The organism is Rhizobium sp. C104 (assembly GCF_022354505.1).
GTDB lineage: Bacteria > Pseudomonadota > Alphaproteobacteria > Rhizobiales > Rhizobiaceae > Rhizobium > Rhizobium redzepovicii.
This window is the reverse complement of sequence record NZ_CP092348.1, coordinates 2501-16867: the sequence shown is the minus strand read 5'-3', so window position 1 is coordinate 16867 and position 14367 is coordinate 2501. Positions and strand designations below refer to the sequence as shown.

Below are 14367 nucleotides of genomic sequence, written 5' to 3'. Positions count from 1 at the left end.
TGGGGGTGAATAGCCGCGCACCTGATATCAGCATGGCGGTCGACCCTTGGATGGCAGGCGGACGCGCAACTATTCATTTCTTCATTGCAGGATGGATAATGGTCAGGACAGAATATGAGTTATAGGGCTTCCGCCGCCAGTATCTCGCATTACGCAAAAGCCCGCCTGCGCCGCTCGCTCAAGGCTCGGCAGGTTCGCTACGACCTGCTGCGCATCGGGCTCAAGCAGGCGCGTCACGTCGTCATCTGCGTCATCCGCGACGAGGGGCACCGGCTGGCATTTTTCCTGCAGTATTATCGCGATCTCGGCTTCGAGCACTTCATCTGTATCGACAACGGCTCGACAGATGGCACGGTCGAATTGCTGGCCGGCTTCGACGATGTGTCCCTTCTTTCTGCCCACGGATCCTACAAGGCGGCGAGATTCGGTAATGACTGGATCAACGAAGTCATCAACCGGCACTGCCAGGAGAAATGGGTTCTCTATGTCGATGCCGACGAGTTCCTGGTCTATCCGCATTGCGACACAAGGCCGATCGATCAACTGACCGCCTATATCGATTCCACCGGCGGCCATTCGCTGCGCTCGGTGATGATCGACATGTACAGCCCGCATCCCGTTCTAGAAAACATATGCGAACCCGGCCGCAATCCGCTTGAGGTCTGCAATCTCTTCGACCGGTCCGGCTATGTCGCGCATTTCGACGAACGCAACTGGACTATATGGATCAAGGGAGGTGTTCGTGGACGGGTCTATTTCCACGACCGGCTCTGGGACGGTCCCGCGCTCAACAAGATTCCTCTCGTCTATATCGAAGGTGAACGTCTTTTTCTCAAATCATCGCACCAAGTCTGGCCGCTCTCCCTGAATTTGGGCGACATGCGCGGAGCGCTCGGCGTCTCCGGCGCCCTTCTGCATTTCAAGTTCCTGTCGACCTTCGTTCACAAGGTTGCGGATGCCGCGCACCGGTCCCAGCACACGGAGGAATATGCCGTATATTCCTCGAGCAAGGACAAGGATGATTTCGTCTACGACGATACGGGCACCTACCGCAGCTGGAAGGATCTCTCCAATCACGGACTCATTCAGGGTGAAGGCTGGAAATACTGGAAGAATGCCTCCGAAAGCGACGTCTAACCACTATTATCGGGAAGCCGCTTCAGCCGAGGCGGGTTTTGTTGAGGCTTCACTGCCGCATTCTTTCGTCGAGGCGTCCTCAAGCGATGGACGCCACACCGTCGGCATCGGCTTCCAGCGCCTTCCGATTGAGAATGCGGATTTTGCCCTGCGTCCCGTCGACCACTTTGCTTTCGCGCAAACGCCGCAGGCATTGATTGACCTTTTCGCGCGACGCCGGCAGCGTCGCTGCCAGATCATGTTGGGAGATGATCAGCTCATCGCCGCCATGTTGCGCATCCACTTTGTACACGGCAGAAAGGCGCAGCAGCGTCCGGGCCAATCTCTGCCTCAGGCTCGATCCGGCGTTGGAAATGATCCGCAGTTCGAGTTCGGAAACACGCGCCAGCGCCTTCGACAGGATCTTCACCTGAAATTGCGGATCGTTCGCACACAAGTCCCGCAGCAAACGACCATCGAAGTAGTGCAGTTCGCAGTCTGATGAGGCGCGATATTCCAGGCTGAGGGACTGCTTGCGCAACACCTCCAATTCGCCGATCAAGCCGCCTTTTGGAATCATCTCCACGATGAACTCCCGTCCATCGGCAAGCGGCGTGCTTGCGCTCACCATTCCGCGCTGGACGCGGACGAACATGTCGATGGCGTCCCCGGCGCCTGCAATCACGTCACCCCGTCGAAACTTTCGAACACTCGAACGGCAAAACGGGAACTCGTGATCCAGATCACCACGGCCGCCGTATATGACATCTGCAGGCCCTGAAGTAACCGCTTCGCCTACTCGCGCCGCGCCCGCGCCAGTCTTGTTATCTCTGATGTTAATCGCTCCGTCCATACGACGCAACTCCATGCAGATTAATTTAGCTATTGCTATTCGGCGATATTCGTAATTCATTAAATTGTAAAGTTAAATGATAATACTATAAAATAGTCATCCGGATTTATACACAAATAGTGACTGATACTCACATTAATATATAACAAATTCATATTTAATTCTATCTCATCGATCGATCTTAAACCACGACTTGACTTTTATACGTTTCATGACGATCAGCAAACTGAAGATCAGGTCTACAAAATAGAAGAATAATATCGTCTCCACTAATTAATATTAATAACATTTTGTTTATGGATCCTCAAACGCAAAACAGTATCTTAAAATTTCAAAAGAAAATCTTTGGGAAATAAAGAATTTATTCACCATTATGACCTCGGTCACAGACATCAAACCTGTATTGAAGCAAGCTTCGGATGGTATTTCTGGGATTCGCCCAACGGAGACGCGGATGGCGGGAAAAAATCAGGGCATCAACCCGGCTGACCCTTGGCGGCGTAGCACCGGGGCGCGCAAGGAAGGGCGTCCATTCAATTCGTCAAAATCCCATACGATCAGCAGAATTCTGAAGCGCGCGTTAGACCTTGTCATTGCGGCATCTCTTTTATTTCTTCTGTCGCCGCTACTTCTGTCGGTAGCAGTCATTATAATGCTCAGCGATCGGGGCGCCGCTTTCACATCCCATCGGCTTATCGGCTATAAGGGAAAAGAGTTCGGTTGCCTCAAGTTTCGGACGACACGATCCGACGCAACGGCCAGCCTGCATGCGACGATCGTCGGCGACATCCTGACGCGATCGAGCCTCGACAAGCTTCCGCAACTGATCAACGTGCTACTTGGGCAGATGAGCCTCGTCGGGCCTCGCGCCATTGCCAAAGAAGAGCTGCCCCGTTACGGCGAACACACCTATGCCTACGTCGCAGTCCGTCCTGGCCTGACCGGTCATTGGCAGATCAGCGAACACGTCAGTTATCAGAATAGAGTTTTCCTCGACGTCGAGTATCTGCGCAATTGGACACTCGCGTTGGATTTCATGATCATGGCAAAGACTCTGGCGGCCCTGCTTTCCAGGCACGCTTTACTGCCCAAGACGGACCTGTAGGGTCATTCGATTTTCCCTCATGCTCATAGCATTATCCGTGGGGGCGCTTGCCGGTCATAGGAGCGCGCTCGGCAACAGAGTTCCGTTTCCGGCGCTTTTGCATATGCTCCCACAACGAGTAGGCGAATAGACCCGCCAAATAGCTTACTTCCATCAAGACGAGCGCTTGGAGGCAGTAGGCGATCGCATCCGAAAAGGAGGAGCCTTTCAACAGGATCACGGCACCCAAGGCAACGACCAGCAGAAATGCAAAGATTGCAAAGGCCCAGGCGCGAATGGTCGCTCCAGCAGCGATGGAGATGGCAACCACGACAAGCGCGCTCTTCAGCATTAATCCGCTCCTCTCTTCACACCTCCTTTAAGCCGCCGGCTGCCTCAATGACATGGCAAAAGCTCAAAGTCGAAACGAAGTTCGATTAAAGTATTTTATCTATTATTGTTAAAATATTCCTAAGACACGCTCAGTAAGCCGACCGAACCAAGCGCAGAATATTCGACTATTCATCCGCCAGGACCGTTCTATCGTCCGGGACCAAGAGATCTTTCAGCACGCAGCAAGATTAATGCACGTCGTCAACAAGCGTGTAGCAAGCCTCCTCCTTACCAAGACAGGTGATGATCCTCCCCCGACAATCGCCACGGTTCAACGAAACAGGGCTCGCCGGTGATTGGCGAGCCCTGCTGATGTCCGGCATTGATAAGGCTATTTCGAGACTGCGGCGGCCAACTGCCGTTTTGCGCCGCGTTGGATGCTGAAGTTTTCAAGCCATGTGACCTGTTTCCTCAATTTCAACGCCGGCTTTTCGATGAATCTCCACGAGAAGGCGGCAAAGCAGGTCGCAACGATGCTGCAGACAATGCCATTCAACCACCAGTTATGCGCCCAGGGTCCGAGCGCTACGAACGCCTGTTGAATGGGATAGCCGTATAGGAAGACGCCATAGGAATAGTCGGCCCCACTGAGAATGCCAAGCTTGCGGGGCGAGGTCAGGCCGAGGAAGACCGTGACATATCCGATTGCCGGAATGGCAATGAAATCCCCAAAGGAAGTGAACCAGTAGGCCCATAATATGATTGCCACCGAAGCAAGGAAAATTCTCACATCCCAGAGAACCTTGTCCTTGTACAGATAGAAGGTCACCCCCACGAGAAACGCGCAGATGAGCAGATTGCCCGACGCTGTCGTGGGCATGGTTGCCCAATCGCTCGAGTGTTTCCAATACCTTGCGATACCGAAGCTGATGATCAAAGCCGGCGTTGCGATCAGGGCGATCACCCGCCGCCTGACCACGCCGAGCAGAAACAGGGCGGCGATCGCGGCGTAGCACTCCAGCTCGAAGGGCACCGTCCAGAGCTGCCCATTGACCATTGCGGCGTCGGGATTATTCAGGAATACACCGGGGAGATTGAAGTGGATGTGGCCTGTGACATTCAGCAGATAGGTAAAGAACTGAGGATCGGTGAAATAGTCACGCAGGTCATACTCTGTATAGATTGCTCCGAGTATAAAGGCCGCCAGCAATACCTCCACCGCAAGAGCAGGGTAGATCCGGATAAATCGGTTGCCGAGAAAGGAGATCAATGTTTTCGACCGTTCAAGACTGCCAGCCACCAGGAATCCGCTCAAGACGAAGAACATCGGCAGCACTGATTTGATGGCAGGACGGAAAGGTGACTCCCAGAGAAACAGGTCATCGCCGTATGTAACGCGGGCCGTATGTATCCAAAGTACTGAAAAGGCTAACAGTAATCGCATATAATCGAATCCTGTCGGTCGCCCTTTCGCTAGATCAAGCTTTTCGCCGAGAAACATCTGTGGCCCTTTCAGAAGTATTGACTCGATTTGGATTGGCAAGCTGTCGCCGCAGAGCAGCGGCGGCATGATTGCCGGGTCGGGACCGCGTGTCAGTGACCAGAGCTACATTAGGAAAAATTGAACGAGAGAGCGCCCCTCTCCCGAAGAAGAGGCAACTGACCACAACCCAATAGCCCTGCGCTTTCCGCGGCGCCATGCGACGGTTGGAGTGGACCAGGCGATCGGGCGGCGAATACAAATGAGGAAACCATGAAATTTCTGGCTGGCCTGTTTTTTATTGTTCTCGCCTTTATCGGATTGGGCCTGATAGGAGGCGGCACCTTGCTGCTCAGCCTCGGCGGCTCGCCCTATTACGCAATCGCCGGGCTTGCCTATCTGGCTGCCGCGCTTCTGCTGTGGCGCCGGCAGGTGTCAGGCGCCCTCATTGTCCTGCTTGTCGCCGTTCTCACCCTTCCCTGGGCACTATGGGAGTCGGGTTTCAATTTCTGGGCGCTCTTTGCGCGTTTGATGTCCCCCATCGCGCTGGCGGGCTTTGCACTTCTCTTTGCGCCGTCGCTGTCGCCAACTGCCAACCGGAAACTCTTTTATGGCGGCACTTTGCTTGCGGCCATCCTGTTCGCGGCGGGGTTCAGCCTTGCTTTAACGCCGCATGGGCTGATCCGCCCTTCTACCGATATCCCCGCCTATAAGACCGCCAAAGGCGACAACTCACCCTCCGACTGGACATCCTATGGCCGCAGCACGGCCGGGGATCGCTACTCCCCATTCGATCAGATCAACCGCGGCAATGTTGCCAAGCTCGATCTTGCCTGGACATACCGCACCGGGAAAAGCGATGGCGCCGATCAAAACACGCCGCTGCAGATCGGCGACACGATCTACACCTGCACGCCGACGGACGTGATCGCAGCGCTTGACGCAGATACGGGCAAGCCGCGCTGGACCTTCGATCCGAAGGCGACGGCGCCATACTGGCAACGCTGCCGCGGCCTCGGTTACTACAAGATGCCACCGGAGGCCCAATCGGCCGACGGCCTTTGCAATGAGCGTCTGGTGCAGACGACGATCGATGCCCGCCTGCTGGAGATCGACAGGAAGACCGGCGCACCCTGCAACGGCTTCGGAGACAATGGCACCGTGCAGCTTTCCCAAGGCATGGGTGAAGTCAAGTCAGGTTATTATTTCCAGACATCGGCGCCGCTGATTGCCCGCAATCTGATTGTCATCGGAGGTTGGGTCATCGACAATCAGGAGGTTGGCGAACCCTCGGGCGTCATCCGCGCCTTCAATGTCGTTACCGGCGAGCTCGAATGGGCATGGGACCTCGGCAATCCCGAGATCACCAAACTCCCGCCTGAGGGCCAGACCTATACAAGGGCCACGCCCAACATGTGGACGACGGCGGCATTCGACGACAAGCTCGGCCTCATCTATGCACCGCTCGGCAATACCACCCCAGATTATTACGGCGTCAATCGACCGGCTTTCGCCGATCAATACAATGCCACGTTGGTGGCGCTCGATGTCACGACGGGACGGGAGAGATGGAAGTTCCAGACCGTGCATCACGATATCTGGGACTATGACTTGCCGGCCCAGCCGGTTCTGCTCGACCTGCCCGATGGCAATGGCGCCACCGTGCCGGCTCTCCTGCAGACCACCAAACGGGGGCAGCTTTTCCTGCTCAACCGTCAGACCGGTGCACCCCTTGCTGAGGTTCAGGAGAGGCCGGTGCCGCAGGAAGGCGGCGCACCGGAAGAGAAATTGTCTCCGACGCAGCCCTATTCCGTAGGCATGCCGACAATCGGCGCCGAACGGGTGACGGAGCAGACGGCCTGGGGACTGACGATGTTCGATCAGTTGGCATGCCGCATCGCCTTTCGAAAGATGCGCTACGACGGCGATTTCACCCCGATCGGCCCGCAATATGCGATCCAGCAGCCGGGAAATCTTGGCGGCCTCAATTGGGGGAGCGTGTCGATCGACCTGCCCAACAACCGGGTCTTCCTGAACGATATCCGCGTGCCCAGCCTCTTCGCGCTCATTCCCCGCGAGGAGTATGTCGATTTTGCCCTGACCACAACCGCTCACGGCCCCTCCGCCCCGCAGCGCGGCACGCCTTACGGCATGGCCACCGAAATGTGGACCTCGAGGCTCCGCGTTCCCTGCACGCAGCCGCCCTTCGGCACCGTCACAGCCGTGGATCTGAATACCCGCAAGATCGCATGGCAGGTCCCGGCCGGGACCGCCGAACAGCTCGGGCCGTTTAAGATCAAAACCAATCTGCCGATGCCGATGGGCTTGCCAAGTTATGCCGGCACGTCGGCGACTGCCGGCGGTGTCGTCTTCTTTGCTGGCTTCCAGGACTATTACATCCGCGCTTACGACGCTGCGAACGGTGATGAGCTCTGGAAATATCCGCTGCCGGTCGGCTCGAGCGCCACGCCGATGACCTACGTCTCGCCGAAAACCGGCAAGCAATATGTGGTGATCTCGGTTGGCGGAGCGCCATATTCCAGGGACAACGGCGACTACGTGTTCGCCTTTTCTTTGAAAGACGAAGATTAGCGCCGCCGCCGGTCACACTGTGCTATTTTGGTCCGATGAGGAACTGAGGCTACGAGCGTGACGCGAAAATTGGCGGCGATCCTGGTCGCGGATGTGGTCGGCTACAGCCGTCTCGCCGGTGCGGACGAGGATCGCATCCTGGCGCGCCTGAGAACCCTGCGCAGCGATTTGGTCGATCCGACGATCGCCGTGCACAATGGCCGTATCGTCAAGCGCACCGGCGATGGAAGCCTTATCGAGTTTCGCAGCGTCGTCGACGCCGTGCGCTGCGCGATCGAGGTGCAGACAGCCATGGTCGAGCGCAATATCGGCGTGCCTCCCGAGCATCGCATCGAGTTCCGGGTTGGGATCCATCTGGGAGATGTTGTCGAGGAGAACGACGGCGACCTGATGGGCGACGGCGTCAACATCGCCGCGCGGTTGGAGGGAGTTGCCCGGCCCGGCGCCATCTGCCTCTCCGAAGATGCCTACCGCCAGGTGAGAACGCGGCTTGAATGTGCCGTGACCGATCTTGGCAAAGTCCCTCTCAAGAATATCGCGGAGCCGATGCGGGTCTATCTACTTCAGGTCGGAACCGTCTCGCAGCCGGCGTCGGCACGGCAACCGGGAGAGCAGCCGGCGCCGAAACGGCCTTCGGCTATCGCCGTTCCCGACAAGCCCTCCATAGCCGTACTGGCCTTCAACAATATGAGCGGCGACGTCGAACAGGAATATTTCTCCGACGGGATCAGCGAAGACATCATCACCGATCTCTCGAAGCTGTCCGAATTGCACGTGATCGCCCGCAACTCATCCTTCGTCTACAAGAATGTAACAACCTCGGTACCTGAGATGGCCAAGGCGCTCGGCGTCCGTTACGTTCTCGAAGGCAGCGTGCGCAAGGCCGGCAACCGCGTGCGTGTGACGGCCCAATTGATCGACGCCAGCAATGGCGGACATATCTGGGCCAGCCGCTACGATCGCGATCTCACCGACATTTTTGCGGTTCAGGATGAGCTGACACAGGAGATCGTCACAGCGCTGAAGCTCAATCTCACGCATGGCGACCAGGACCGCTTGGCCCAGGGGCGCGCCGTCGATGTCGGCGCTTACGAGCTGTTGTTGCGTGGCCGTGAGCAGGCGTCAGCCCATAACCGAACCGGAAATAGAGCCGCCCGCAGCCTGGCGGCAGACGCTCTCGCCGTAGACCCGGACTATGCGGCGGCCCGAGCCCTCATTTCCTTCACGCATGTGCTCGACTACGTCAACGCCTGGAGCGACGATCCGGAGGGTTCGCTGCGGACCGGGCTGGATCTCGCGCAGCAGGCAGTTGATATGGCCGAGGAACAGCCCAATAGCCACTTCGCATTAGGCATGGCCTGCATGTGGAACCACGACCTGGACCGGGCGCGGGCAGAAGTCCTGCGCGGTCTGGCGCTGTCGCCCAACTCGGCTGAACTCCTGACACTGATGGCGCATATCCAGATCTTCTCCGGCGATCCCGCAGGCGCCTTGGAAACGCTCGATGCATCGATGCGGCTTGACCCGCACCATCCGGAACTTCTGTTCCAGTTTCTCGCCGATGCGCGCTTTTCTCTCGGTGAATATGAACAAGCCATCGCCGCGATCGCGCAGCGGCTCCAACAAAACGCGCAATCGGAAACGGCTTACGCCCTGCTGGCATCATGTTATGGCCATCTCGGCCGCGCGGAGGATGCCCGACAGGCGTGGGAGAAGGCGCTCCAGATCAACCCGGACTTCTCCATCGAACGCCGCCGCCGCGTCCTGCCATTTCGAGACCCCGAGGACTTTAACCGCCGCGTCGAAGGACTCCGCAAGGCGGGACTGCTGGTTCCGGATCTCCGTCAATGCTGACAGAAACTGCGGCTCAGTCCGATGTCGCGTCGCCGCCCGTCGATGCCCGCAGCATTCATTTTTTCCCGTCAGCCGCCAGCGCCTCTTTCCGCCGGCGACTCGGCAGGAGTGATTTGAGGCACCGCCACATTGGCGAAATGATGTAGCCTGCAACCGGAATCGTGATCAAGCCGGCGACAATACCGACGATGCCGGCACCTGCCGCCTCGACGGTCCAGCGCAGCACGGACGCCAGGACGGGAACGGCATGGACGGCCACCTCCCCGGCATCATGGATAAGATGCGCTAGGCCGGCCACGCCATAGGCTTCGAGGCCGTGAACGATGATGCCGCCGCCGACCCAGATCATCGCAGCCGTTCCGACAATGCCGAGCGCTTTCAGAAAATAAGGCATGCCTGTGACCAGCCCTCGTCCGATCACGCGCAGCAAAGGCCCCGTCGGATGCGCCGTCTGTGCACGAGCCATCATCAGCCCCAGATCATCGGCCTTCACGATCAGCGCCACGCCGCCATAGACCATGACCGTTATGCCCAATCCAACGACGGCAAGGATGAAGGCCTGCGCGAAGATGCTGCCTGCCGGAACCGCGGCGAGCGTAATCGCCATGATTTCCGCCGAGAGGATGAAATCGGTCTTGATCGCACCGGCGACCTTCTCGTCTTCGAGCGATTGCGCATCGAGGCTTGTCGCCTCGAGTGCCGATTCATGGGCGTGGGCTGCATGCGGCAGCACCAGTCCGTAGACTTTTTCCACGCCCTCATAGCAGAGAAAAAGTCCGCCGATCATAAGCAGCGGTGTTATCGCCTGCGGTGCGACGAGGCTCAGAATAAGCGCCGCCGGAAGCAAGATCAGAAGCTTGTTCTTCAGCGAACCCACCGCAATCTTGCCGATGATCGGCAATTCGCGTGCGGCCGAAAATCCGGTGACATACCGAGGCGTGACCGCCGCATCGTCGATGACGACGCCTGCCGCTTTCGCGCCCGCCTTGGCTGCCTGGCCGGCAATATCGTCAAGCGAGGCCGCAGCCACCTTGGCCAATGCGGCGATATCATCAAGAAGGGCGATCAAGCCAACGCTCATTCAAGACTCCGTTGAGAAGACACTCAGCAAAAAACGGAAAACCCGTCATCATCTCGAAGCGACACGCGGCATCCACCGCCGGGAAGATGCCACGCACAGATCGTGACGGCAATGCCGTTATTCGGCCGGCAACGGGCTCAGCCCGCTCTCATCCAGCGGAGGACGTGCCTGAACTGACGGATCCCGCTGTTGCGCGCTGAATCCCACGACCGTTCCCAGCAACGCCAAAACCCGCCGAGAGGCGGGTTTTGGGGTGTTGTGCTAAGGGAATTTGGTTGCGGGGGCAGGATTTGAACCTGCGGCCTTCAGGTTATGAGCCTGACGAGCTACCGGGCTGCTCCACCCCGCGCCATGGCAAGTCTGATTGACTTGCTTGATTATAACACGAAAGGCCGCTTTGTGAGCGGCCCTTTGATCGGCTTTGGGCCGTTAGTTTTGTGTGAGAAGATTTTATTTCAAGAAGTTGCGTTTTGCAGACCTGGCAGCGACCTACTCTCCCGCGTCTTAAGACGAAGTACCATGGGCGCAGGGGCGTTTCACGGCCGTGTTCGGAAAGGGAACGGGTGCAGCCACCCCGCCATAACCACCAGGTCGGCAAAGCGCAACTTTATGTTTGAGAAGCTGGTACACGAGTGACTAGTGATTAGTGACTAGTCGGTAGTGTTTTGTTTTGAACACGTCTTTGAGGCTTGTGAGGAAAGAGGCGGAGCAGTTTTCACTACTTGCTACTGCCTATTCACTACTCACTATCGAACTTCGTTCGATGAGCACAGTCAATGAGAACGATCAAGCCGATCGAGCTATTAGTACCGGTAAGCTTCATGCGTTGCCGCACTTCCACACCCGGCCTATCAACGTGGTCGTCTTCCACGGCTCTGATAGGGAATACTCGTTTTCAGGTGGGTTTCCCGCTTAGATGCCTTCAGCGGTTATCCCGTCCATATATAGCTACCCTGCTATGCCCTTGGCAGGACAACAGGTCCACCAGAGATATGTCCATCCCGGTCCTCTCGTACTAGGGACAGATCCTGTCAATATTCCTACACCCACGGCAGATAGGGACCGAACTGTCTCACGACGTTCTGAACCCAGCTCACGTACCGCTTTAATTGGCGAACAGCCAAACCCTTGGGACCTGCTCCAGCCCCAGGATGCGATGAGCCGACATCGAGGTGCCAAACAACCCCGTCGATATGGACTCTTGGGGGTCATCAGCCTGTTATCCCCGGCGTACCTTTTATCCGTTGAGCGATGGCCCTTCCACGCGGGACCACCGGATCACTATGACCGACTTTCGTCTCTGCTCGACTTGTCAGTCTCGCAGTCAGGCGGGCTTATGCCATTGCACTCGACGACCGATTTCCGACCGGTCTGAGCCCACCATCGCGCGCCTCCGTTACTCTTTCGGAGGCGACCGCCCCAGTCAAACTACCCACCATACACTGTCCCGGACCCGGATGACGGGCCGCGGTTAGACATCCATGACGATAAGGGTGGTATTTCAAGGATGGCTCCACGGAAACTGGCGTCCCCGCTTCAAAGCCTACCACCTATCCTACACATGCCGACACGAATGCCAGTGTAAAGCTATAGTAAAGGTGCACGGGGTCTTTCCGTCTGACCGCAGGAACCCCGCATCTTCACGGGGAATTCAATTTCACTGAGTCTATGTTGGAGACAGCGGGGAAGTCGTTACGCCATTCGTGCAGGTCGGAACTTACCCGACAAGGAATTTCGCTACCTTAGGACCGTTATAGTTACGGCCGCCGTTTACTGGGGCTTCGATTCAAAGCTTGCACCTCTCCTCTTAACCTTCCAGCACCGGGCAGGCGTCAGACCCTATACGTCGTCTTGCGACTTCGCAGAGCCCTGTGTTTTTGATAAACAGTCGCTACCCCCTGGTCTGTGCCACCCCATCATACTTGCGTAAAATGGGGTCACGCTTCTTCCGAAGTTACGCGTGCAATTTGCCGAGTTCCTTCAACATAGTTCTCTCAAGCGCCTTGGTATACTCTACCTGACCACCTGTGTCGGTTTCGGGTACGGTCTATACGGTGGAGCTATTTCCTGGAACCGCTCCGCTGCCCATCCAATCCAATAAGAATGAACAACTTGTGCAATCCGTCACTACCACCAGGCCCACGAATATTAACGTGGTTCCCATCGACTACGCATTTCTGCCTCGCCTTAGGGGCCGGCTAACCCTGCTCAGATTAACTTTAAGCAGGAACCCTTGGTCTTTCGGCGAGAGGGTCTCTCACCCTCTTTATCGTTACTCATGTCAACATTCGCACTTCCGATACCTCCAGGAGCCCTCACGGGTCTCCCTTCATCAGCTTACGGAACGCTCCGCTACCACGTGTATTGCTACACATCCTCAGCTTCGGTGCATGGCTTCAGCCCCGTTACATTTTCGGCGCAAAGACCCTTATTTAGACCAGTGAGCTGTTACGCTTTCTTTAAATGATGGCTGCTTCTAAGCCAACATCCTGGTTGTTTTGGGATCCTCACATCCTTTCCCACTTAGCCATGACTTGGGGACCTTAGCTGGAGGTTAGGGTTGTTGCCCTTTTCACGACGGACGTTAGCACCCGCCGTGTGTCTGCCGAGTAGTACTCCCCGGTATTCGGAGTTTGGTTAGGATCAGTAAGACGGTGAGTCCCCATAGCCCATCCAGTGCTCTACCCCCGGGGGTATTCGCTCGACGCTCTACCTAAATAGATTTCGCGGAGAACCAGCTATTTCCGAGTTTGATTGGCCTTTCACCCCTAGCCACAAGTCATCCCAATCTATTGCAACAGATGCGGGTTCGGTCCTCCAGTTGGTGTTACCCAACCTTCAACCTGCTCATGGCTAGATCACTCGGTTTCGGGTCTAATGCAACAAACTAAATCGCCCTATTCAGAACTCGCTTTCGCTTCGCCTACACCTACCGGCTTAAGCTTGCTTGTTACACTAAGTCGTTGACCCATTATACAAAAGGTACGCCGTCACCCTTTCAGGCTCCGACTGTTTGTAGGCATCCGGTTTCAGGTTCTATTTCACTCCCCTTGTCGGGGTGCTTTTCACCTTTCCCTCACGGTACTTGTTCGCTATCGGTCATGCACGAGTACTTAGGCTTGGAGAGTGGTCTCCCCATGTTCAGACAGGATTTCTCGTGTCCCGCCCTACTCTAGGACAATCATGATATCTACGCGTACGGGGCTGTCACCCACTACGGCCGCACTTTCCAGAGCGTTCCACTTTAATCACAATTGCCACTGGCCTGGTCCGCGTTCGCTCGCCACTACTTGCGGAGTCTCGGTTGATGTCCTTTCCTGCAGGTACTTAGATGTTTCAGTTCCCTGCGTTCGCTTCTTACACCCTATGTATTCAGGTGTAGATACCTTATCACAATGCTTGGAAACCCAAGCCGACCTTACAGTCAGTTTGGATTTTCCAAGCATTTAAGGTGGGTTGCCCCATTCGGAGATCCATGGATCAAAGCTCATTCGCAGCTCCCCACGGCTTTTCGCAGCGTATCACGTCCTTCATCGCCTGTGCATGCCAAGGCATCCACCAAATGCCCTTACGACACTTAATCGTTCTCATTGCCAATGCTCATCATCTCGTTGCTCGCTCCATAAGAAACGGCAACAGACCGGGTTACCTTTTACAACCCAGTCAATCCAACAATGCCATCGACGTGTTCGACCTGATCACTTTATTGGAGCTACGCCGAGCAGCTCGCTTGTGTCAGGTCTTAAGACCAGCTTCTCGAGATTGGATCCGATACCGCGCGGTCAGGCAACGGTAATCAAGCCGTCCGTCAGATGCTCATCCCTAAAGATGACCAAACAACAACGACCCAGAGCGACAAGCTTCCTTCCTACCTCCAATTCCTCCACCATATCCGGCCGGCTAGGCCATCCATGGTTTCACAAGAACTGGGCTCGGACGCTTTGGGCAAAACCCAAAACACCTGGAAGCCTCCA

The 14367-nt window shown here is 56.4% G+C and carries 8 protein-coding genes, 1 tRNA gene and 2 rRNA genes; 4 read left to right on the top strand and 7 right to left on the bottom strand.

The window, feature by feature from the left end:
- The first annotated feature begins 114 nt into the window (after window positions 1-114).
- Window positions 115-1137 carry a glycosyltransferase family 2 protein gene (locus MF410_RS01170; protein WP_097629182.1) on the top strand — a complete coding sequence of 341 codons (1023 nt, stop codon included), beginning with the start codon at window positions 115-117 and terminating at the stop codon, window positions 1135-1137.
- A gap of 79 nt (window positions 1138-1216) precedes the next feature.
- On the opposite strand, the gene MF410_RS01165 is transcribed toward MF410_RS01170, so the two are convergent.
- Window positions 1217-1969 (bottom strand): Crp/Fnr family transcriptional regulator, encoded by a 753-nt coding sequence (locus MF410_RS01165; RefSeq protein WP_097629183.1) that lies wholly within the window; start codon window positions 1967-1969, stop codon window positions 1217-1219.
- 454 nt (window positions 1970-2423) lie between these two features.
- Between MF410_RS01165 and MF410_RS01160 the strand changes: the two genes are divergently transcribed.
- Window positions 2424-3074 carry a sugar transferase gene (locus MF410_RS01160; protein WP_097629184.1) on the top strand — a complete coding sequence of 217 codons (651 nt, stop codon included), beginning with the start codon at window positions 2424-2426 and terminating at the stop codon, window positions 3072-3074.
- A 31-nt stretch (window positions 3075-3105) separates the two neighbouring features.
- Here the strand turns inward: MF410_RS01160 and MF410_RS01155 are convergent, their stop codons facing one another.
- Entirely contained in the window at window positions 3106-3405 is a 300-nt protein-coding gene (locus MF410_RS01155) for a hypothetical protein (protein WP_097629185.1), read from the bottom strand.
- Between the two features lie 372 nt (window positions 3406-3777).
- Window positions 3778-4887, bottom strand: coding sequence for an acyltransferase (locus tag MF410_RS01150; protein ID WP_097629201.1), 1110 nt, complete (start codon window positions 4885-4887; stop codon window positions 3778-3780).
- A 252-nt stretch (window positions 4888-5139) separates the two neighbouring features.
- Here MF410_RS01150 and MF410_RS01145 point away from each other — a divergent pair, with 252 nt between their 5' ends.
- Both MF410_RS01145 and MF410_RS01140 read left to right on the top strand, forming a co-directional pair.
- Window positions 5140-7458 carry a membrane-bound PQQ-dependent dehydrogenase, glucose/quinate/shikimate family gene (locus tag MF410_RS01145; protein WP_097629186.1) on the top strand — a complete coding sequence of 773 codons (2319 nt, stop codon included), beginning with the start codon at window positions 5140-5142 and terminating at the stop codon, window positions 7456-7458.
- A gap of 57 nt (window positions 7459-7515) precedes the next feature.
- Window positions 7516-9312, top strand: coding sequence for an adenylate/guanylate cyclase domain-containing protein (locus tag MF410_RS01140; protein WP_097629187.1), 1797 nt, complete (start codon window positions 7516-7518; stop codon window positions 9310-9312).
- 55 nt (window positions 9313-9367) lie between these two features.
- On the opposite strand, the gene MF410_RS01135 is transcribed toward MF410_RS01140, so the two are convergent.
- From MF410_RS01135 to MF410_RS01120, 4 genes are all read right to left on the bottom strand, one after another.
- Window positions 9368-10393, bottom strand: a complete 1026-nt coding sequence (locus MF410_RS01135; protein ID WP_097629188.1) for a DUF808 domain-containing protein — start codon at window positions 10391-10393, stop codon at window positions 9368-9370.
- A gap of 272 nt (window positions 10394-10665) precedes the next feature.
- Window positions 10666-10742: transfer RNA gene (locus MF410_RS01130), tRNA-Met, on the bottom strand.
- 127 nt (window positions 10743-10869) lie between these two features.
- A 5S ribosomal RNA gene (rrf, locus tag MF410_RS01125) occupies window positions 10870-10984 on the bottom strand.
- A 191-nt stretch (window positions 10985-11175) separates the two neighbouring features.
- A 23S ribosomal RNA gene (locus tag MF410_RS01120) occupies window positions 11176-13976 on the bottom strand.
- Between the last annotated feature and the right edge of the window lie 391 nt (window positions 13977-14367).

Excerpts from the sequence above, each read along its gene's own strand:
- MF410_RS01170 (WP_097629182.1), top strand. The coding sequence starts at position 115 with ATGAGTTATAGGGCTTCCGCCGCCAGTATCTCGCATTACGCAAAAGCC.
- MF410_RS01165 (WP_097629183.1), bottom strand. The coding sequence starts at position 1,969 with ATGGACGGAGCGATTAACATCAGAGATAACAAGACTGGCGCGGGCGCG.
- MF410_RS01160 (WP_097629184.1), top strand. The coding sequence starts at position 2,424 with ATGGCGGGAAAAAATCAGGGCATCAACCCGGCTGACCCTTGGCGGCGT.
- MF410_RS01155 (WP_097629185.1), bottom strand. The coding sequence starts at position 3,405 with ATGCTGAAGAGCGCGCTTGTCGTGGTTGCCATCTCCATCGCTGCTGGA.
- MF410_RS01150 (WP_097629201.1), bottom strand. The coding sequence starts at position 4,887 with ATGTTTCTCGGCGAAAAGCTTGATCTAGCGAAAGGGCGACCGACAGGA.
- MF410_RS01145 (WP_097629186.1), top strand. The coding sequence starts at position 5,140 with ATGAAATTTCTGGCTGGCCTGTTTTTTATTGTTCTCGCCTTTATCGGA.
- MF410_RS01135 (WP_097629188.1), bottom strand. The coding sequence starts at position 10,393 with ATGAGCGTTGGCTTGATCGCCCTTCTTGATGATATCGCCGCATTGGCC.